This is a genomic window from Congregibacter sp. (genome assembly GCF_965660375.1).
Lineage (GTDB): Bacteria > Pseudomonadota > Gammaproteobacteria > Pseudomonadales > Halieaceae > Congregibacter.
On the sequence record NZ_CBFHZO010000050.1, the window covers coordinates 17840 to 37459 of the forward strand.

18 protein-coding genes are annotated in these 19620 nt (G+C 59.0%); 9 read left to right on the forward strand and 9 right to left on the reverse strand.

Features of this window, described 5'->3' with window-relative positions; genetic code table 11:
• The first annotated feature begins 107 nt into the window (after nucleotides 1-107).
• From gor to ACTG3T_RS04210, 6 genes are all read left to right on the forward strand, one after another.
• A complete protein-coding gene (gene gor / locus ACTG3T_RS04185; RefSeq protein ID WP_439101009.1) occupies nucleotides 108-1466 on the forward strand; it encodes a glutathione-disulfide reductase in 1359 nt (452 codons plus the stop codon).
• Between the two features lie 36 nt (nucleotides 1467-1502).
• Nucleotides 1503-2255, forward strand: a complete 753-nt coding sequence (locus ACTG3T_RS04190; RefSeq protein WP_439101010.1) for a sulfite exporter TauE/SafE family protein — start codon at nucleotides 1503-1505, stop codon at nucleotides 2253-2255.
• Between the two features lie 50 nt (nucleotides 2256-2305).
• Nucleotides 2306-3253, forward strand: a complete 948-nt coding sequence (locus ACTG3T_RS04195) for an ABC transporter ATP-binding protein (protein WP_439101011.1) — start codon at nucleotides 2306-2308, stop codon at nucleotides 3251-3253.
• The gene (locus tag ACTG3T_RS04200) at nucleotides 3243-6104 is read left to right on the forward strand and encodes a Gldg family protein (RefSeq protein ID WP_439101012.1); all 2862 of its coding nucleotides are present in this window, start codon (nucleotides 3243-3245) and stop codon (nucleotides 6102-6104) included. The genes ACTG3T_RS04195 and ACTG3T_RS04200 overlap by 11 nt, the downstream gene beginning before the upstream one ends.
• Nucleotides 6101-6979 carry a DUF4340 domain-containing protein gene (locus tag ACTG3T_RS04205; protein ID WP_439101013.1) on the forward strand — a complete coding sequence of 293 codons (879 nt, stop codon included), beginning with the start codon at nucleotides 6101-6103 and terminating at the stop codon, nucleotides 6977-6979. The genes ACTG3T_RS04200 and ACTG3T_RS04205 overlap by 4 nt, the downstream gene beginning before the upstream one ends.
• 61 nt (nucleotides 6980-7040) lie before the next feature.
• Complete coding sequence (locus ACTG3T_RS04210) at nucleotides 7041-7691, forward strand: transglutaminase-like domain-containing protein (protein WP_439101014.1); 651 nt, start codon at nucleotides 7041-7043, stop codon at nucleotides 7689-7691.
• Between the two features lie 183 nt (nucleotides 7692-7874).
• Here the strand turns inward: ACTG3T_RS04210 and mmsB are convergent, their stop codons facing one another.
• The 5 genes from mmsB to ACTG3T_RS04235 form a co-directional block, all read right to left on the reverse strand.
• Entirely contained in the window at nucleotides 7875-8765 is an 891-nt protein-coding gene (gene mmsB / locus ACTG3T_RS04215) for a 3-hydroxyisobutyrate dehydrogenase (protein ID WP_439101015.1), read from the reverse strand.
• Nucleotides 8766-8785: 20 nt separating this feature from the next.
• A complete protein-coding gene (locus tag ACTG3T_RS04220) occupies nucleotides 8786-9898 on the reverse strand; it encodes an enoyl-CoA hydratase/isomerase family protein (protein WP_439101016.1) in 1113 nt (370 codons plus the stop codon).
• A complete protein-coding gene (locus ACTG3T_RS04225; RefSeq protein WP_439101017.1) occupies nucleotides 9891-10679 on the reverse strand; it encodes an enoyl-CoA hydratase in 789 nt (262 codons plus the stop codon). Before ACTG3T_RS04225 ends, ACTG3T_RS04220 begins: the two co-directional genes overlap by 8 nt.
• Nucleotides 10676-11836 (reverse strand): acyl-CoA dehydrogenase family protein, encoded by a 1161-nt coding sequence (locus tag ACTG3T_RS04230; RefSeq protein ID WP_439101018.1) that lies wholly within the window; start codon nucleotides 11834-11836, stop codon nucleotides 10676-10678. The genes ACTG3T_RS04225 and ACTG3T_RS04230 overlap by 4 nt, the downstream gene beginning before the upstream one ends.
• A 77-nt stretch (nucleotides 11837-11913) precedes the next feature.
• Nucleotides 11914-13410: a CoA-acylating methylmalonate-semialdehyde dehydrogenase gene (locus ACTG3T_RS04235; protein ID WP_439101019.1), complete on the reverse strand. Its 1497-nt coding sequence runs from the start codon at nucleotides 13408-13410 to the stop codon at nucleotides 11914-11916.
• Between the two features lie 128 nt (nucleotides 13411-13538).
• Between ACTG3T_RS04235 and ACTG3T_RS04240 the strand changes: the two genes are divergently transcribed.
• Complete coding sequence (locus ACTG3T_RS04240) at nucleotides 13539-14417, forward strand: helix-turn-helix domain-containing protein (RefSeq protein WP_439101020.1); 879 nt, start codon at nucleotides 13539-13541, stop codon at nucleotides 14415-14417.
• 74 nt (nucleotides 14418-14491) lie between these two features.
• Nucleotides 14492-15073 carry a DUF4136 domain-containing protein gene (locus tag ACTG3T_RS04245; protein WP_439101021.1) on the forward strand — a complete coding sequence of 194 codons (582 nt, stop codon included), beginning with the start codon at nucleotides 14492-14494 and terminating at the stop codon, nucleotides 15071-15073.
• Here ACTG3T_RS04245 and ACTG3T_RS04250 read toward each other — a convergent pair.
• Together ACTG3T_RS04250 and ACTG3T_RS04255 are read right to left on the reverse strand one after the other, a co-directional pair.
• On the reverse strand, nucleotides 15040-15828 hold the full coding sequence (locus ACTG3T_RS04250) for a spermidine synthase (protein ID WP_439101022.1): 789 nt from the start codon (nucleotides 15826-15828) through the stop codon (nucleotides 15040-15042). The two genes, ACTG3T_RS04245 and ACTG3T_RS04250, sit on opposite strands and share 34 nt — an antisense overlap.
• 12 nt (nucleotides 15829-15840) lie before the next feature.
• On the reverse strand, nucleotides 15841-16812 hold the full coding sequence (locus tag ACTG3T_RS04255; RefSeq protein WP_439101023.1) for a 2-hydroxyacid dehydrogenase: 972 nt from the start codon (nucleotides 16810-16812) through the stop codon (nucleotides 15841-15843).
• 118 nt (nucleotides 16813-16930) lie between these two features.
• Here ACTG3T_RS04255 and ACTG3T_RS04260 point away from each other — a divergent pair, with 118 nt between their 5' ends.
• A complete protein-coding gene (locus ACTG3T_RS04260) occupies nucleotides 16931-17617 on the forward strand; it encodes a cupin domain-containing protein (RefSeq protein ID WP_439101024.1) in 687 nt (228 codons plus the stop codon).
• A 2-nt stretch (nucleotides 17618-17619) separates the two neighbouring features.
• Here the strand turns inward: ACTG3T_RS04260 and ACTG3T_RS04265 are convergent, their stop codons facing one another.
• Both ACTG3T_RS04265 and ACTG3T_RS04270 read right to left on the reverse strand, forming a co-directional pair.
• Nucleotides 17620-18384: an SDR family oxidoreductase gene (locus ACTG3T_RS04265; protein ID WP_439101025.1), complete on the reverse strand. Its 765-nt coding sequence runs from the start codon at nucleotides 18382-18384 to the stop codon at nucleotides 17620-17622.
• Nucleotides 18385-18399: 15 nt separating this feature from the next.
• The gene (locus tag ACTG3T_RS04270; protein WP_439101038.1) at nucleotides 18400-19617 is read right to left on the reverse strand and encodes an MFS transporter; all 1218 of its coding nucleotides are present in this window, start codon (nucleotides 19615-19617) and stop codon (nucleotides 18400-18402) included.
• Nucleotides 19618-19620: the final 3 nt, after the last annotated feature.

The following is a 19620-nucleotide window of genomic DNA, read 5'->3' on the forward strand; positions in this document are numbered from 1 at the left end:
CGGTGTCCGACGTGATGGTCTGCACAGGCCACATAAAAGTGAGGAGAAGCTCTCACAATACCGATGGCGCAGGCCTGATAGAATGCCCGCCCTCAGGAGGAACAGCAATGAGTGATCTAGATTTCGACCTATTTGTTATCGGTGCAGGCTCCGGTGGTGTCCGGGCAGCCCGCATGGCAGCCGGTTTCGGCGCGCGCGTAGCGATAGCCGAGGACCGCTACATGGGTGGCACCTGCGTCAACGTAGGCTGCGTGCCCAAGAAGCTCTACGTCTACGCATCCGAGTTCGGTAAAGCCTTCGACGATGCCCGGGAGTTCGGCTGGGAAAGTGGCGATCGTCGCTTTGAATGGAGCACACTTCGGGACAACAAAAAAACCGAAATAGCGCGACTCAACGCGATCTACCGAAACATGCTCGATGGTGCCAACGCGACGCTCATTGACGGCCGCGCACGGATCATAGACGCCAACACCGTAGCCGTGGGCGACCAGCATTACACCGCCAGCAAGATCCTCATTGCCACCGGTGGCTGGCCCTACAAACCCGACTTTCCGGGCAACGAGCTGGCGGTGACCAGCAACGAAGTGTTTGATCTGGAGCGTTTTCCCGAACGCCTGCTGATCATCGGCGGCGGCTACATCGCCGTGGAGTTTGCCGGCATTTTCAACGGCCTGGGCTCACGGGTAACCCAGCTGTATCGCGGCCCGCTGTTCCTCCGCGGTTTTGACAGTGATATCCGGGCCCACGCGGCCCAGGAGATCCGCAAAACCGGCGTAGATCTGCGCTTTGAGACCAACGTGGTCAGTGCAAAACGGGGCTCCGGTGGACTGGAGGTGGAGCTCACTGATGGCAGCAGCATTGAGGTGGATGCCATTCTCTGCGCGGCAGGACGGCGACCTCACCTTGAGGGCCTCGGGCTGGAGAACACGGATGTAAAACTTACCAGCCATGGCACCATCGACGTCAACGAGCACTTTCAAACCGCCGAGTCGAGCATCTTTGCCGTGGGTGATGTTATTGGCGGCATGGAGCTCACACCGGTGGCGCTAGCTGAGGGTATGTCCTTTGCCCGCCGGCAGTACGGCGATATGGAAAAGAACGTGGACTATGACTTCATACCCACCGCGGTATTCTGTCAGCCTAATATCGGCACCGTGGGATTCACCGAAAGTGCGGCGGAGATCGAATTCGGCGACATCACCCTGTACAAATCGACCTTCAAGCCCATGAAGCACACCATCAGCGGTCGCGATGAAAAAACCTTCATGAAGCTTATCGTCGATGACGCCTCGGATCGCGTAGTGGGTGTACATATGATGGGCCCCGATGCCGGCGAGATCATCCAGGGTATCGGGATTGCACTGAAGGCCGGTGCCACCAAGGCAACCTTTGACAGCACCATCGGCATTCACCCGACTGCCGCGGAGGAGTTCGTCACCATGCGGGAGCCCTGGGGCGACGATTAAGGACCCGTCCCTGAGCGCCGAAGAGCCGAATAAACAGTGACCGTCGAGCTCTGGGAGCTGGCTTTACTCATCGCCGCCGGCACCATCGCGGGGATGCTCAACGTCATCGCCGGTGGCGGCTCGCTCATGACTGTGCCGATTATGCTGTTTCTGGGGCTGTCCGGGCCCGAAGCCAATGGCACCAACCGCATCTCCATCATTGCGCAGAACATCGTAGCGGTGCGCACCTTTTTCCGTCGGGGCTTTTCCGAGTTCCGGCTGAGCCTCACCCTTTCTGCCGCTGCAATTCCCGGGGCCATCCTCGGAGCCCTGGTCGGGGTGCAGCTGGACGGCGAATGGTTTGACCGCGTGTTGGCGCTGGTGATGCTGGTCGTGCTCGTGCTGATGCAGATTCCCGGTAAAAAATCAGCGGAGTCTACTGGGCTCTTGACCCGCAGGCGCCTGGTGCTCGGCCACATCCTGATGTTCGGCGCGGGCTGCTGGGGAGGGTTCATTCAGGTGGGTGTTGGATTTATCCTCATGCCAATCCTCCATCGGGTGATGGGACTGGACCTGGTGCGCACGAACATGCACAAAGTGTTTATTGCCCTGACCTACAACCTGTTCGCGATTGTGGTGTTTGCCACAGCCGTATCCATCCACTGGCAGTTTGGTCTGGCCCTCGCGGCTGGCAACGCCATGGGTGGGTACTTCGGTGCACGTTTTTCCGTGCAGGGTGGAGAAGTCTGGATACGCCGCATCTTCACAGCGGTCCTGATCATTTTTATCATTAAGCTTGTGCTTCCCTGAGGATTACCCGGATCACCCTTCATTAACCCCTTTCAAGACAGCCAAAAACCATGATCGACGTAAAATCGCTTACTCGGTACTACGGCAAAACCCCGGCCGTCCAGGATGTTTCTTTTTCTATCAACGAGCGCCAGATCGTGGGTCTCCTGGGCCATAACGGCGCCGGCAAAACCACGGTAATGAAGATGCTCAGCGGCTATCTGGAGCCCTCCGCCGGCAGCGTGAGTATAAGCGGCAAGGACCTGGGCCCAGGCACAACAGAGATTCAGCAGCGCCTGGGCTATCTGCCGGAAAACCTTCCTGTGTATCCGGAAATGACCATCGCGGACTACCTCGACTACGCCGCGCGGCTCAAGGGTCTGCGGGGAGATGAAAAGCGTCGCGCCCTACGCTACAGCGTCGACGCCACGGAACTGGGAGCGCGATTTTTTGATCCCATCGGCCAACTCTCCCGGGGGTTCAAACAACGCGTGGGGGTGGCGCAGGCAATCCTCGGACAGCCCGAGCTCCTGATTCTGGATGAACCGGGCAACGGCCTGGATCCCCAGCAGAATGAACACATGCGAGAGCTGGTGAGAGAGCTGTCCCGTCAGGCAACGGTGATTCTCTCAACCCACGTGATGCAGGAAGTGAACGCGCTATGCGAGCGGGTCCTGGTGCTGTCCAACGGCGCCCTGGCGCTGGATTCGCCCCTGGCTGTGCTGCGGGAAAGTCGCGAGCTCCTTCTCAGCTGCAGCAACGATACCACTGACATGGAGCATCTTCTGTCGCGCCTACCCCAGGTAGCCAGGGTGTCGGCCTTGGACGATAGCGGCAGCAAGATAACCTTAAGCCTGGAGCTAAACGATAACGCAGCAATGGATACGGCCGCGGGAAATATCAGTCGCATCGTTATGGAGAGCGGCGCAAAGCTGTATTCGCTGACGCCCCTGCGGCGCAACCTGGAGCAGATCTTTCGCGAAGCGGTGCGCGAGAAAGGAGGCAGCCATGAGTCCTGATGTCGTGCTGTTTCGCGTTGCCCGCAAAGAGCTGCAGCTGTTTTTTGCATCGCCTGTCGCCTGGATGTTCCTGGCGAGCTTCCTGACTCTGTGTCTTTTCATATTTTTCTGGGTAGAAGCGTTCTTCGCCCGAAACATAGCGGATGTGCGTCCCCTCTTTGAATGGATGCCCCTGCTTCTTATTTTTCTCAGCGCCGCGCTTACCATGCGCAGTTGGAGTGAAGAGAGACGCAGCGGCACCCTGGAGCATGTTCTCACCCTGCCCGTGCCCCTATGGCAGTTTGTCATCGGCAAATTCCTCGCCTGCGTCACGGTGCTGACCCTGGCGCTTCTGGCAACGCTGCTCCTGCCGCTCACCGTAGCGGGTATTGCGACACTGGACTGGGGGCCCGTGTTTGCGGGTTATCTCGCAACCCTTCTTATGGGCTGCAGCTATCTGTCCGTGGGTTTGTTTGTGTCCTCGCGCACGGATAACGCCATCGTCAGTCTCATTGGCAGTGTTGCTCTTTGCGGCCTGCTTTATCTTGCCGGCAGCGAACTCCTCCTGGGTTTCTTTGGCGGAAACATGGCGGAGTTCCTTCGCCTCCTGGGCTCAGGCTCGCGCTTTGAAAGCATCACCCGCGGGGTGCTCGATTTACGGGATCTGTATTACTACTTCGCTGTCACCGCCGGTTTCCTGAGCCTTAACGTTTACGCCCTGGAACGCGGTCGCTGGTCCGGACGTTCAAATACCCGGCATCGAGCCTGGCGCTTTGGCCTCACACTGGTAGTGCTCAATCTGCTCCTCGCCGGCTTCTGGCTTCACAAGGTCCCCGGGGTCAGGACAGATGTGACCGAAGGCAAACTTTACTCGCTCTCAGAACCGAGCGAGACACTGCTGTCACAACTCGAGGAACCCCTGCTTATCCGCGGATACTTCAGCGAGCGCTCCCATCCCCTCCTCGCACCGCTGGTGCCACAACTGCGAGACCTCCTCAGGGAGTACGCAGTAGCAGGGGCAGGCAAGGTTCGCGTGGAGTTTGTGGACCCCGCCGAAGACGCGGCGGCGGAGAAACAGGCTAATGAAGAGTATGGCATTCAGGCCACCCCCTTTCAGGTAGCGGATCGCTATCAATCGGCGCTGGTGAACGCCTACTTTAATGTGCTGGTGCAGTACGGCAACGAAAAAGAAGTGCTGGGTTTCTCGGATTTCATTGAGGTGAAGATGGCTGCGGGGGGAGAACCTGACGTACTCCTGCGCAACCCCGAGTTCGACGTAACGCGGGCTATCCGCGACGTGCTTTATCGCTATCGCAGCGGTGGGGAGCTGTTTGACCAGATTTCCAAGCCCGTGACGCTGAGGGCCTACGTCTCCGATGACAGCAAACTGCCCCAATTGCTGGTGGACTATCGCGACGCCATCCGCGGCGAGGCCCAGGCCCTTATTCCCAACTCCCAGAACAAGTTCAACATCGATTTCGTGGAGCCGGAAGCAAACAACGGTGCCGAAGCCGCGCGTATTCTGGACGAGTGGGGATTCCAGCCCATGATTACGGCCCTGGGCGATGAAAACGAGTTCTACTTTTACCTCACCCTGGAAGACGATCACCAGGTCATCCAGCTCCCCACCGGACGTTTTGACAGCAGCGACTTTGGTGATGCCCTGGAGGCAGGCCTGCGACGCTTTGCCAGCGGCTTTACCCGCACGATCGCCCTCGCCTTACCCGGCAGTAGTCAGCCGCGGGGTGGTATGCCACCTCAGGGGCATAGCTTTGGCACGCTTCAACAATCCATCAGTCAGGATCACAGCATCCTTATGGAAGATCTTGCCGATGGCAGGGTAGATGCCAGCGCAGATCTTCTTATGGTCATGGCCCCCGAGTCGCTTCCGCCCGCAGCGCTGTTCGCTGTTGATCAATACCTCATGCGCGGCGGCACGGTCATTCTCGCCACATCGCCACGGTCCATCGAAGCCCGCGGCACGGCCCTGCAATTGCGCGGGGTAGACAGCGGCATGGAAGAGTGGCTTTCGCACCAGGGCATTCGCATCGAGGACACCGTGGTGCTGGATGATCGCCAGGCGGCATTCCCCGTCCCGGTGCTGCGACGCGTGGGAGATTATGAATTCCGGGACATGCAGTTCGTTGACTACCCTTACTTACTGGATATCCGCGATGAGGGTTTGAACCCTGATCACCCCATCACCCAGGGTCTTCCCAATCTCACGGTAGGTTGGGCGTCGCCTCTTTCTGTGGAGCCGGCTGCGAACGTTGTGAGCACAACCCTGCTAAGCAGCTCGGACAAAGCCTGGCTGTCCGTGCAAAGCGATGTCATGCCCACGGTGACTGACAGTGGCCAAAGCAGCTTTTCGGGAGCAGGAAAATCACGACAGCGCGCTTCCGTAGGTGTTTTGCTGAGCGGTGAATTCACCAGCTTTTTTCAGGAGGTGCCCCCGCTCGAGGCAGCAGCATCGCCAGATGAAGGCATGGCTGAGGACGGGGATGTGGAGGCACCCAGCACGCCGTTGATCAGTAAATCTCCATCCTCTTCTCGCCTCATCGTTGTGAGCTCCAACGATTTTGCCAGTGATCAGGTCTTGAGCGGCGTTATTGCCGCGTCCGGCACCCAGTACTTCGGACCTCTGGAGTTTCTGATGAACGCCGTAGACTGGGCGCTGCAGGACAGTAGTCTGATGAACATTCGCTCCCGGGCACACTTTAATCGTACGCTCCCCGCTCTGCCGCAAAATATGCAGGCGAGGATTGAATATGCCAACTATGCGGGAGCCTTGATTTTCCTTCTCGTGATCTACGGTATCTGGCGTCTGCAGCGCAGACGGCGGGAGAAGCAACTGGGGAGGGTTCTTCTGTGATAGTGCGAATTCTCACGGTCCTTTTCCTGACCCAACTCGCGTTGGTCGCTTACCTTTACTGGCCGGAAAGTCCCAGACAAACCAGCCGCGATGCACTGGTAACAGCAGTTAACCCGGACACGGTGAATCGGGTTGAGGTTTCTACGGATGAAGGTGCCACTCTTGTACTGCTGCGAGACGGAGATCAGTGGAATCTGGATCTCGGCCTCCCCGCAGACAACAGCAAGATTCGCTCACTGCTCAATGCTCTGCTGACAACGGATCCCGGCTTTCCCATCGCGGACAGCGAGGCCGCAGCGAAGCGCTTCGAGGTGTCAGATGCGGGTTTCGAAAGAAAAATCACCTTTGCCAATGACGATGGTTACGCCACTGTCTTTCTTGGGAGCACCCCGGCGTTACGCAAAATCCACGCGCGGGTGGACGGTGAGTCCGCGGTGTATGTCCTGCCCCTGAGCAGCTTTGATGCACCGGCGGATATCGACAGCTGGCTGGATACACGACTCCTGGCTTTACAAGCCGCCACTGAATTTTCTCTTTACGGCGTGCAATTTTCACTGATCGATGGCCAATGGTCCCGCAATGACAATACGGTCGTGGACCAGACCTTGGCGACTGCCTTTGCGGATGCGTTGGGCAGCATGCAGATCAGTGGACTCGTTGATCCCGCCGACCATGATGCGGCGAGTGCCGATGAGGTGCTGAGAGTGTCGCTGAGCTATAGCGGCAAAGTCAGCCAGCTTGCGGTGCTACACAACGTAGAATCCGATCAGTATTACTTTGACAGTGAACGCTTCGAAGGAATCTTCAGCACCAGCGCCTATGACGCCGAGCGTCTTCTGGATTCGGCGAAATCCTTAATGACGAGTGAGAACTGATTTGATCGCAGTGAACACAACGACGCTTTACTCTTGCGTCACATAGCCCAGGAAATTGTCCATGACTCCCTCCTCCCAGACCCTCAGTCCAAGCTGGTTTCTCGATAGCGATAGCGAGGCAGTGCGCGACTTCGCATCGCAGACCGGTAACAACGCCCAAGATCCCGTCGCCATTGCTGAGGAACTTTTCTACGCGGTGCGCGATGGTATCCGCTACGACCCTTACCAGGTCTCCCGCGACCCATCGGTTTACCGGGCCAGTGTCATCGCCGGCTCGGGCAGCAACTGGTGTGTGCCCAAATCGGTGCTGCTCACTGCCTGCGCCCGCGCTCGCGGTATCCCGGCACGCCTGGGTTTTGCAGACGTGCTCAATCACCTGACCAGTGACAAGCTCAGCGAAAGCATGGGCACGGACCTTTTCGCCTGGCACGGCTACGCCGAACTGTGGCTCAACGAGCAATGGGTAAAGCTCTCCACCGCCTTCAACATCGAACTGTGCGAGCGCTTTGGGGTTGAAGCCCTGGAGTTCGATCCTATCAACGGCGCGCTTATGCACCCCTATGACACCAGCGGCCGCAGGCACATGGAGTACGTGCGCGAACGCGGCAGCTTTGATGATCTTCCCCTGGATGCCATCTTCGAAACCTTCGATGAGGTGTATCCCACTATGGCTGGATCAGAGAGCACGACTGATTCTGATTTTCATGGGTAATCCGCACTCGCACGACCGTAGTCCTTACTCCGCGTCGCGCTGCGCGCTCCTGATTGCTGCGTAAGAACTACGCCCGCACAAGTGCTCGTGCCAACGAAGGGCTAACCAGCCTGTCGGCACCAAGGACGCCAGCGAGCGGAGTGACAGCGTGCGGTGGGAGATGGCGGAAACAGGGCCGGGTGGTTACTTCTGCCGATAACGCTCAAGCACGCTTGAGAAGTCCCGAGTCCCATTCCCGGCGCCTTGATGTTCTTCGTAAAGCGCCTGCGCCAATTGCCCCATGCGATTATCGATACCTGCGGTTTTCGCAACATCCATGGCTAGGCCGAGATCCTTGGCCATGAGGTCCACCATAAATCCCGGTTGGTAACTGTTGCTGGCAGGGCTGCCTTCCATGACCTCGGGCCATGGGTTGTAGACTTCGAGGGACCAGTTACGACCGGAGCTCGCCAACATAATCTCAGACAGCCGCTCCGGGTCCAGACCGTGTTGCTCACCCATAGCCAGGGCCTCGCAGGTGCCCAGCATATGCACCGCAAGGAGCATATTGTTACAGGCCTTCGCCACCTGGCCGGCGCCGGCGGGACCGGCATGAAAACTGGCACGGCCCATGGCATTGAGCGCCGCCTGGGCAGTCTCGAATACCTTCGCATCACCGCCACACATAAAGGCCAGCGTACCCGCCTGGGCAGCGGCGACGCCACCGGACACCGGCGCATCCAGAAAACCGATATTCTTGGCAGCCGCAGCCTCACCGACTTCCCGCGCGGTTTGCGCGTCAATCGTCGAACAATCCAGCACCGTGGTGCTCGAATCCAGCATGGCCAGCAAACCGTCATCTCCCAGATACAAACCTGCGACATGCTTGCCCGCCGGCAGCATGGTGATAAGAAAATCTACAGACTCTGCTGCGGTCTCTGCCGACTCTGCGACGGTTGCGCCCTTGTCCGCCAGTACTTTGCAGGCCTCCTGAGATAAGTCGAAAACGGTGACAGCAAAGTCGGCAGCCAAAAGATTAGCTGCCATGGGCCCACCCATATTGCCAAGACCAATAAAAGCGACGCGTTGTTGCATGATGATATTCCTTTACCGGTTCAAAGGTCCGCGAGAGGATTAGTGGACCAGGGGGCCGTGAAGAAGCTGTCGACCACCTCGGTCGGCACCGAGCGGGAATCGGCGTAGGTCCAAGCTGGCTTACGGTCCTTGTCAATCAACAGCGCACGCACACCCTCGGCAAACTCCGGATGGCGCATGATGTTGGTGCCCAGCTGCACTTCCTGCTGAAACACTTCCCGCAGGGAACTGTGGCGAGTTTCGAAGAGCTGCCGGTCAATCCACTGTGCGGCCAGTTTTGAGCCATACACCAGTCCATCGCGGGCCTTAGCCAGCCAGCGGTCTTCGGTCTCCAGCTGGGTGATGCGATCGATGACGTCATGAATATCGTCACCATCGCAGAGTGTATTGATGGTCTCCAGATGCGGCTGCACCTGCGGTGCGGGCAGCTCGGGACCCCCGTCTGCCTCGCTGAAACTTCGCAGGGTGTGACGCATGTGAGCGTGATTGCTCGCACTGTCTGCCTCCCAGCTCACTGCGAGCAGAGCCGCAAGCACCGCTTCTTTTTGCTCGGCAGCAATGAAGCGATCTGCAAGGCCACAAAAGAGCGCATCCGCTGCATTGACCGACGCTGCAGTGAGCGCCAGAAAACGGCCGCTCGCACCGGGCATATGATTCAGAAACCAGCTGCCGCCCACATCCGGGAACAAAGCGATGTTCACCTCAGGCATCGCGATACGCGTGGCCTCAGTCACCACGCGATGAGAGCAGCCTGCCATCACACCGAGTCCGCCGCCCATCACAATGCCATGGCCCCAGCAGAGAATAGGCTTTGGATAAGTGTGCAGGTGATAGTTCATGCGGTATTCCCGCGCGAAAAAAGTCTCGGCGTACTCGCAGGGGCCGCCCGGCGTACCAGAAGAAGAAGCGTGGAGAGCGTGCACATCTCCCCCCGCGCAGAAGGCTTTCTCGCCGCTGCCATCGATCACGACCGCAGCAATGGCCGGGTCATCACGCCAGCCGTCAAGCGCGCCCTGAATAAGATCGACCATTTCTAACGTCAGGGAGTTGAGCGTCTCGGGGCTGTTGAGTGTTAAACGACCCAGCTTGCCCTCGGTAGCAGATTCAACGCTGATCAAAACCGCCTCAGGCATTTTTCCACTCCGGCTCACGTTTTTCGAGGAAGGCGTTCACCCCTTCGCGCTGGTCTTCTGTACTGAACAGTTCCACAAACAGATCCCGCTCAGCCTGAAGCCCATCAGCGATGGCTTTGTCTCTGGCGCTGTGGATCAGGCGTTTGCACCGTGCGACGGCACTGGGGCTCTGCTGGGCAGCCTGCGCCGCGAGAGCCAGCGCATGGTCAAGCGCAGCTCCCGTCTCCACGACTTCTTCTGCAAGGCCGATACGCTCGGCAGTGGCTGCATTAATGCGTTCATTGCAGAGAATCATGCGCTTGGCCCAACCCTCACCCACTAACTGGGCAAGACGCTGGGTGCCGCCGGCACAGGGCAGCAAACCCACTCGCGCTTCGGGCAGTGCGAGCTTGGCCTGGGATTCCACTACGCGGATATCGCAGGCCAGGGCCACTTCCAGGCCACCGCCCATGGCGAAGCCGTTCACCGCCGCGATAGAGACACCCCGAAAATCCGCCAGGGCCTCAAAGGCTTCGCCAAAGAGTCGTCCCATGGCGCCGGCCGTCTCCGGGTCGCCATCGGCAAAAAGTTTTAAATCCGCACCGGCAGAAAAAAATTTCTCGCCGGCACCGGTGAGCACCAACGCGTAAATATCGGACTGGGCATTGAGATCGGCAATGAGATCGCGAAGTGCCGGCAGGCTCTCGGTATCCCAGGTATTCGCCGCAGGATTGTTAATGGTGATCAGCGCGGTGTGTTCTCGCTGTTCTACCAGAAGTTTGGGGGAGTTGCTGCTGATCATCGAATAACCTCCAAAGCGCCGTCCATCATCAACCGCCGGGCGATGATCACGCGCATAATTTCATTAGTGCCTTCCAATATTTGATGGACCCGGGTGTCGCGCACGTGGCGCTCCATGGGGTACTCGCGAATGTAACCGTAGCCCCCGAACAGTTGCAGAGCCTCGTTGCACACGCGAAACCCGAGATCCGTCGCCATGCGTTTTGCCATGGCGCAGTAGGTGCTGGCCTGGCCGTCTTTGCTATCGAGCTTGCTCGCCGCCAGGCGCACCATTTGCCGCGCCGCCACCACCTCGGTGAGCATATCCGCGAGCTTGAACTGGGTCGCCTGGAACTCTGCAATGGCCTTCCCAAATTGCTCACGCTCCCCTACGTAGTTGGCCGCTTCCTGCAGAGCCTGTTGCGCGGTGCCCACACTGCAGGTCGCAATATTGATGCGACCGCCATCAAGGCCTTCCATCGCAATAGCGAAACCCTGCCCCTCTGCACCGAGGCGATTGCCCTGGGGCACGCGGACATTCTCAAAGGTCACCATGCGCGTGGGCTGGGCGTTCCAGCCCATCTTTTCTTCTTTTTTGCCATAGGTAATGCCGGGGGCGTCCGCGGGAATAAGCAGCGCCGACACGCCCTTGGGTCCTGCATCGCCGGTGCGCAGCATGACCACAAGTACGTCGGTCTCTCCCGCACCAGAGATAAACACCTTGCTGCCGTTCACAAGATAATCGTCACCGTCTTTCATCGCGCTGGTGCGCAGGGATGCGGCATCGGAGCCCGCGCCGGGTTCCGTGAGGCAATAGGACGCCAGGGTTTTACCCATGACCAGGTCCGGGCACCACTGCTCGATCACTTCATTGCTGCAGTAGCGGCCAATCATGCTGGTGGCCATGTTGTGAATGGTGAGAAACGCGGCGGTGGTGGTGCAGCCGCGAGCCAGCTCCTCGACGATAAGGCTGGCATCAAGACGGGACAGAGCCAGCCCGCCGGCTTCTTCGGGTGTGTACATCCCCATAAAGCCGAGCTCTCCCGCCGCCGCAAGAGCGTCTTTGGGAAAGATCGACTCCGCATCCCAACGAGCAGCGTTGGGCGCCAGAACACCGTCAGAGAAGGCCCGGGCGCTCTCTACAAAGGCTTGCTGTTCGTCACTAAGGGAAAAATCCATGTCTGGCACCTGAAACAGTTCAAGACTGTTTATTAAGAGAGGTCAAGGCAATTAGCTAGCGGCACCCGCGACTACCTCTAGCGAAGATTGATGCTCATATTAGGCTGTTTGCCCGCCTCGGACTCATCGTAGCGCCAGCGTGCAGTGACAGTTTTGGTTTCGGTATAAAAACGCACGGCCTGCTTGCCATAGGGGTGCAGATCGCCGCGGAAAGAGCCCCGCCACCCGGTGAAGGAGAAAAACGGCAGGGGTACAGGAATGGGAATGTTGATGCCCACCTGCCCTACGGCTACCTCGTGTTGATACTTGCGGGCGGCGCCGCCAGACGCGGTAAAGATCGACGTGCCGTTACCCATGGGGTTGGCGTTGATCACGGTCAGCGCCTCGTCCAGTGTCTCCAGCTCCATACAGCAAAGCACCGGCCCGAAGATTTCCTCTTTATAAATTGTCATCTGTGGCGTGACACCGGAAAACATGGTTGGTCCCACCCAGTTGCCATCGGGCATACCCTCCACGGTGCAATCAGATCCGTCGAGGAGACAGTTTGCTTCGTCTTTGCCCTTGGCGATGAGATCGAGCACCCTCGCGTGGGCGGATTTGGAGATCACCGGTCCGTAGGCTGCCCCCACGTCATCCCAGGCCCCGGGACGGACTTTCCCCACGCGCTCCGCAAGCTCCGGTATCCACTGAGCCGCTTCGCCCACGAATACGGCGACAGAAATCGCCATGCAGCGCTGACCCGCGGCGCCTACGGATGCTCCCACCAGCGCGTTGAGTACCGCATTTTTATCGGCATCAGGCATGATCACCATGTGGTTTTTGGCGCCCATCATGCACTGAACGCGCTTGCCCGCCGCCGTGCCTGTTTTGTACACATGCTCTCCCACATGGGATGAGCCCACGAAGGACACGGCCCGGGTATCCGCATGATTGAGAAGCTGATCGACCTGCTCGGCACCACCGTGAACCATGTTCAGAATCCCCTTGGGCGCGCCGGCTTCCATAAACAGCTCCACCAGGCGCACCGGTGTCATGGGTACCTGCTCCGAGGGCTTGAGCACAAAGGTGTTTCCGCAGGCGATGGCCATGGGGAACATCCATAAAGGCAGCATAGCCGGGAAATTAAAGGGAGTTATGCCGACACATACGCCCAGGGGCTGGATATAGCTGTAGCTGTCGATGCCGCCAGCGACGTTCTCCACGGTCTCGCCCATCATGGCCGAGGCGATATTGGCAGCCTGTTCGACCACCTCGATACCGCGCCAGACGTCACCCTTGGCATCCTCAAAGGTCTTGCCGGTGTCTTTGGCCAGAATCTCTCCCAGCTCGTCATGATGCTCCTTGAGCAAAGCCTGGTAACGGAGCATGAGGCGTGCGCGGTCAGAAATGGGGACTTCCCGCCAGGTCTCAAAAGCGTCTTTGGCACTGGCCACTGCAAAATCCACTTCCCGGTCTGTCGCGAAAGTCACCTCTGCCAGGACTTCCTGCGTGGCCGGGCTTGTGACTGGCAAGGTCTGGTCGCTGCTGCCCTGCATAAACTCGCCGTTGATAAACAGAGGAATCTTGCGGCTCATGGTAAAAACTCCAAACATTCAAATTAGTTAGCAATAGCTAATGTAGCAGGGCGCAGGGTCTTCGAGTAGCGACGAAACCAGCAAAACCATGGATAATATTAAGATAGCTTACTGTTTGAGGCCCGATCATGAGCCGGCCTTCCAATTGGCCTCTGTCGTCCAGCGCATCGCGAATACTCACCCCCGGGTTTCTTCTCGAGGCGCTTGAAAAGCATCCCCTGACCTGTGGCTGCTACCCTACCGCTATGGGCTTTTATCCCAGAGCTCATGGGCATTCCATGCGTAGAGAGCAGCATGACGACAACCTGCTTCTGCTATGTACCGAGGGCCGGGGATTTGTGCAGACCCCGAGCGGCGGCTTCTCTGTCGCCACCGGAGATATGGTGTTACTGCCCCGGACTCTGGAACACAGCTATGCGGCGGTCGAGCAGGACCCATGGACGTTATACTGGGTGCACTTCAAGGGTAGCAACGCCGGGGACTTTATCGACCACCTGCTGCCGGACGATGAATACCGCATGCACAGCGGCGTGGAACCATCGCTGCTCACAGGCTTTGATCAAATGCTCACGGCGGGCAGCACAGGCTATAGTCTCGATGCCTACATTGGCGCCGCGAACCGGCTCCGTCATCTCCTTGCGGAATTCGCATTGTGCCGGGACCGGCAACGAAGTCAGAACATGGGGAAGCTGCGCCTGCCCGAGCTGCAATCCTATATGCGAGAACACGTGAACAGCTCCCTCTCGCTGGGGGAGCTTGCTGCCTTCACGGGACTGACGCCCCAGCATTTTTCCAGCCGCTACAAAGCGGAGACCGGCTACTCCCCCATGCGGCATTTCCTGCATATGAAGATGGAGGCAGCATGCAGGCTCCTGGACAGTACCCAGCATAGTGTTAAGACCATCGCCGTGATGCTGGGCTATCTGGATCCTTTGTATTTTTCACGGATGTTTCGACAAACAGTGGGGCTGTCTCCATCCCAATACCGCGAATCCCAGCGCGGCTAGGGTATCGCTTCATCGCAATCAGGGGACGCTGTTGCTACCATCCCGGATCTTCAACGCCTGCAGATGGTATTCACATGCACAACACGCTCCGGGGTCTTTTTGCTCTTCTCTTGCTCGGCTCACTTTTCTCCCTGGGCGCCTGCAGCGGCGCCGAGATTATTCCCGGTGATACGGACCTTTTGGCGAAAAGCGGTTACACCCGTTATGGCTGGCGCAGCGAAGCTCTCGTCCCAACGGCCTATTCCAAGGACAAGCTTTATCAGGCCGACCCCGCTATTCGCGCGGCTATTGAGGAGCGCATGACAGAGCTTGGCTATACCCTGACGCCCAAGGCAGACGCCGAGTTCCTCGTTGACTATATTGCCGCGGCGGGCGTCAACGATGGTCTTCTGGAGAGCACTTCTTCCAACGTCAACCCTTACCCCACCGCCACCATCGGGCGGCAGGTGGACGGTGCGTCAGTAGACAATGCCTATGCGCTGGGAGGTGCGAAGCAAACCGGCAAGCTCATGATCGTCTTTCTGGATAACAGGACCACGGATCTCCTGTGGCAGGTGAGCGTCAGTTCGCTGATTCAGGATGCCAACAAAGTGGACAGGGGCGCGGTGCGCAAGGTGATCCGTCAGGGGCTGTCGACGCTGCCGGAAGCGCCCTGAAGACGGCGAAGGCTCGCAAGAGCCTCAACAACATCACGGTCTGCAGCATAAGCGGACTGCGACAAGCGTCTGCGCAAAGTCTCGTCGTCCGCCAGCGACTCTTCCTGCAAAAAGAGCAACACATTTCCCAGCTCACTGAGTTGCACGATGCCCACCCCGTCGAAGTGCTGTCGCGCAGCGCTTACAACGCGCAGTAAGGATTCCGCGGAATCCGGCAGGGTATTGATGGCTACCGCGGCGCCCGGTTCCAAGCGCCGGGCAAGCGTGGCGAAGAAGAACTCATCCTGCAGCGCCGCGGGCGCGCTTCGGTCGCTGAATAAATCGCAGAGCACCAGGTCGTAGCGAGCGCGATCACGTCCCAGAAAATCCACCGCGTCGGTGACGTGAATCAGTTGTTCCGGCGGCAGGGCAAAGTGCTCCCGCGCCGCGTGGAGCATCTCACCATGAATCTCCACTCCGGAAACCCGGGGAGGCTTTTCCCAGGATCGGATATGGCGAAGAAACCCTCCCCCCCCGGCGCCCAGATCGAGCACCGAGGAAATCATCGTTGGTAGCAGTGCCGCCAGCAGCATCGCACGATGGTTTGGGAGCACGAGCGCTGCAGGCTCGTCGAGGCATATGGCGGTCTGAATCGCTTCGGGACCGCTGCTTAGCCAGCGGTAGCCCCGGGCCTCGTAGAGGCGACAATCGCTGACGGCGCAGGGGCGTTCAAACTCCGGCGTGCTCCACGCCAGCAGTTCAGAAAAACTGATCACGGAGCCCCGGACTCAGGACGCGTAAACCTCGGGATTTACACAGTGGGGCATAGGCTCATGTTTCAGGGCCGCCAGCATATTCAGTGCGGCCATATCGGCCATCTTGATGCGGGTGGCTTCCGTTGCGCTGCCGATATGCGGCGTGGCCACCACGTTGGGCAAACTCAATAGCGGGTGATCATCGGGCACCGGCTCACGCTCAAAAACGTCCAGACCCGCTGCCGCGAGCCGGTCATGACTCAGAGCATCGGCCAGTGCCTGCTCATCCACAATGCCGCCCCGGGAGGTATTGACCAGTACCGCATCGCGCTTCATCAGTCCGAGGCGCCGTTCATCAATGAGATTGCGCGTTTCCTCACCCAGGGCAAGATTAATACTCACGAAGTCGCTCGCCGCCAACAACTCATCAAGCTCCACCGCCTCTACACCGGGCACGCTGCGGGGGGTACGGTTCCAGGCGAGGACCTTCATCCCGAAGCCCGCTGCACGGCGGGCCACGGCCTGCCCTACCTCACCCAGTCCGACAATCCCCAGGGTCGCCCCGGCAACGTCTTTCCCCGTGAAAAACTCCGGTGACCACGCGTTCTCGACGCGCCAGTGACCACCGCGAACAAAGCGGTCTGCCTCCACAAGTCGCCGGGCCGCGGCCAGCAGCAGGGCAAAACTCGCATCGGCAGTGGTCTCCACAAGCACCCCGGGCGTATTACCCACGACAATGCCCCGAGCGGTAGCAGCCTTCACATCAATGTGATCCACTCCCACGGACATGGACGCAATGAAGCGCAGCTGCGGGTTAGCTTCCATCAGTGACGCATCGATCTTGTCGGTAAGCAGGCAAAGCAGACCCTCGCAGCCGGCAAGCTCATCACGAAGACCTGCGGCGGGGAGCAGCCCGGGACCCATCCAGATATTCATGTCGCAATGATCCGGTAGCTGCAGAATCTGCTGCCCCGGTAGTTGATGTGTTACGAGTACTTTTGCCATGGCGCCACTTTATATCAGCGGCGTGACAACAAAAAGGACACTGTGCATTCGGGGAACACTTTGATCACACTAGCGTCCAAATTAACGACGAAAAAGACGAACAGATACAGGTTTGAAAATGACAGCAAGCATCCTCAATGGCGATTTAAATCGCCGCATCACCGTAGACAGCAACACCCTCGACTGGCAGGAGAGCCCGGGGGGTGAAGTGCTGCGCAAACGACTCCATCGCGTGGGACCCGCCGAGAGCGGACAGGTGACGTCATTGGTTCGCTATCAACCAGGGAGCCGGTTTCCCGCACACGCCCATCCCGATGGAGAAGAGATCCTCGTTCTGGACGGCGTATTTTGTGATGAGCACGGTGACTGGCCTGCGGGCAGCTATCTACTGAACCCCGAGGGCTTCCGCCACGCGCCCTTTTCCAGGAACGGCTGTTTGCTGTTCGTTAAGCTCAGGCAGTTTCCCGGAGACAGCCGCAAGCGTGTGGCGCTGGACACCAACAATGCAGAATGGCGATCCAGCGTGCGCCCCGGCGTCGCCTGGAAGAAGCTCTACGCCCAGGAATCATTCAGTGACCATATGCGCCTTGAGCGATGGGCGGCCCCAGGCAACATAGGCACCCTGAATTTCCCTCAGGGAGCAGAGCTTTTTGTCCTGCGGGGCAGCTTTGCCGATGCAGAGGGCGAGTACCCCACGCACAGCTGGCTGCGGCTGCCCCCGGGCAGTTCACTGACACCCGAGGGCAACACGCCCTGTGAGCTGTATATCAAGGAAGGCGGCTTTCCCTACCTGCGGGAGGCCTAGCGCTACAGCGTCAGACCGCCGTCCACCACAATGCACTCGCCGTTGGTGTAGCTGCTGGCATCAGAGACAAGATATAAAACAGTGCCAGCCATCTCCTCCGGCTCGGCGTGTCGCCCCATGGGGATTTTCTCCATGGCGGCTTTGTAAATGTCCTCGTGCTCAAAAAGGGCGCCGGCGAACTTGGTTTTTGTCAGTCCAGGCAGTAACGCATTACAGCGGATACCCAGGGGGGCACATTCCTTCGCAAAAGATTTGGTCATGCTCACCACCGCCGCCTTGGTGATGGAATAAATGCCCTGCATGGGTCCCGGCTGCAGGGCATTGATGGAGGCGGTATTGACGATGGCACCGCCGCCGGTTTCGCGCATAAGTTTTCCCGCCTCTACCGACATAAAAAAGTAACCGCGGATATTCACTTCAACGGTCTTGTTGAACGCCCCGAGATCCGTATCGAGAACGTGACCAAAGTAAGGGTTGGTCGCCGCGTTGTTCACGCAGATATCCAGGCGGCCATGCTCGCTGCGGATATGCGCAAAAATCGCAGTGATGTCCTCCATGCGGCCCACGTGACAGGGGAAAGCTTCGGCCTTGCCGCCTTCCTGGATAATGGAATCTGCCACCGCCTGGCAGTCCTCCGCCTTGCGACTGGAGACAATCACGTGAGCACCATGGGTAGCGAGGAGTCGCGCAACGGACTCTCCAATGCCACGGCTCGCGCCGGATACCAAAGCAATCTTACCGCTCAAATCAAATAGCGAATCAATCATTCGGGGCTCCTTTAACTAGGATTTAATGTGGGGATCAAAAATGGGTACCGGGCGCTTGGGCCAACGACTGAAGGCCCACAGCCAGTACAGGGCCACCATGCCCAGGGGCAGCGACCAGGCAAGGCGGAACCCGCCGACGGTCAGCAAGGCACCGGCAAGAAGAGGACCGAGCACCCGCCCCCAGGCAGCAGCAGCGCTGGTTGCGCCCATCATCCGTCCCCGGAGCTCCGGTATGGCGCGCTGACTGGCGAAGGAGTTGAGCACCGGCATGCACAGCGTTGCGCCGGTCAAAGCCACCAGCACCGAGCCCACCATGCTCACGGCGCCATCGGCAAACACCGCCAAGAGCAGGCCCACAAAGAAAGCGCTGACGCAGACGCGCAACAGCCGAAGCTCTCCCAGCAGTTTGACCAGCGGTCCCATTAGCAGACCCTGAGTCAGCGCCATGAGCGCGCCCTGCACACCAAAAACAATACCGACCTCCCGGGCGCTCCAGTTCAGCAACGCGTAAACCCACAGGGGAAACAAATAGGTCGCTGCACTGACGCTGGCGGTGTGCCAAACGTACTGCAACATGAGCAAGCGACTTTGGGTTCCTCGCAGCACGGTCCACAAGGACAGCTTGCTATCACGGGTTCGCGACTGACTCTTGTCGCGATGATGGGACTCCGGGAGAAAGAACCACGCGGCAATGACCGCAAGCACCGACATCACCGCCGCGGTCAGACAGGGCACAACAAAACTCCCCTCGGGCCCCGACAGCAACCCGCCCAGTACCGGTCCAAGCACCAGTCCCAGCCCGAAGGACGCGCCAATCATCCCCATACCCCGGGCCCGGTCGGCCGGGGGTGTGATGTCCGCCATCATGGCCGAGGCAACGCCGAAGTTTCCCGCCATCAACCCGGCAAAAGCCCGGGCCACAAAAATCATGGTCAAGCTTTGGGCCGAAGCCAGCAGTAAATAGGCCAGGGCCGCACCGGTGGTGCAGATCATCAACACCGGTTTGCGACCGATATGATCGGAGAGCTTGCCCCACCAGGGACCGGCCACGCCCGCGCAGATGGCATAGCTGGCAATAATCATGGCGATATCAAAATCACTGGCGCCAAGGCGTGGCGACAAAAACGGCAAGATCGGAATCACGATGCCAAAGCCGATCATGTCCAGGAGTACTACCGCGAACAGCAGGAATCCGTGACGCCGGAAGTCCGGTTTGGCATCCGACGGATTAATGGC

Bases quoted from the DNA above. Each gene is read 5' to 3' on its own strand.
- mmsB (WP_439101015.1), bottom strand. From the start codon at position 8,765: ATGCAACAACGCGTCGCTTTTATTGGTCTTGGCAATATGGGTGGGCCC.
- ACTG3T_RS04195 (WP_439101011.1), top strand. From the start codon at position 2,306: ATGATCGACGTAAAATCGCTTACTCGGTACTACGGCAAAACCCCGGCC.
- ACTG3T_RS04225 (WP_439101017.1), bottom strand. From the start codon at position 10,679: ATGATCAGCAGCAACTCCCCCAAACTTCTGGTAGAACAGCGAGAACAC.
- ACTG3T_RS04240 (WP_439101020.1), top strand. From the start codon at position 13,539: ATGAGCCGGCCTTCCAATTGGCCTCTGTCGTCCAGCGCATCGCGAATA.
- ACTG3T_RS04245 (WP_439101021.1), top strand. From the start codon at position 14,492: ATGCACAACACGCTCCGGGGTCTTTTTGCTCTTCTCTTGCTCGGCTCA.
- ACTG3T_RS04255 (WP_439101023.1), bottom strand. From the start codon at position 16,812: ATGGCAAAAGTACTCGTAACACATCAACTACCGGGGCAGCAGATTCTG.
- ACTG3T_RS04230 (WP_439101018.1), bottom strand. From the start codon at position 11,836: ATGGATTTTTCCCTTAGTGACGAACAGCAAGCCTTTGTAGAGAGCGCC.
- gor (WP_439101009.1), top strand. From the start codon at position 108: ATGAGTGATCTAGATTTCGACCTATTTGTTATCGGTGCAGGCTCCGGT.
- ACTG3T_RS04200 (WP_439101012.1), top strand. From the start codon at position 3,243: ATGAGTCCTGATGTCGTGCTGTTTCGCGTTGCCCGCAAAGAGCTGCAG.
- ACTG3T_RS04260 (WP_439101024.1), top strand. From the start codon at position 16,931: ATGACAGCAAGCATCCTCAATGGCGATTTAAATCGCCGCATCACCGTA.
- ACTG3T_RS04235 (WP_439101019.1), bottom strand. From the start codon at position 13,410: ATGAGCCGCAAGATTCCTCTGTTTATCAACGGCGAGTTTATGCAGGGC.
- ACTG3T_RS04220 (WP_439101016.1), bottom strand. From the start codon at position 9,898: ATGCCTGAGGCGGTTTTGATCAGCGTTGAATCTGCTACCGAGGGCAAG.
- ACTG3T_RS04210 (WP_439101014.1), top strand. From the start codon at position 7,041: ATGACTCCCTCCTCCCAGACCCTCAGTCCAAGCTGGTTTCTCGATAGC.
- ACTG3T_RS04265 (WP_439101025.1), bottom strand. From the start codon at position 18,384: ATGATTGATTCGCTATTTGATTTGAGCGGTAAGATTGCTTTGGTATCC.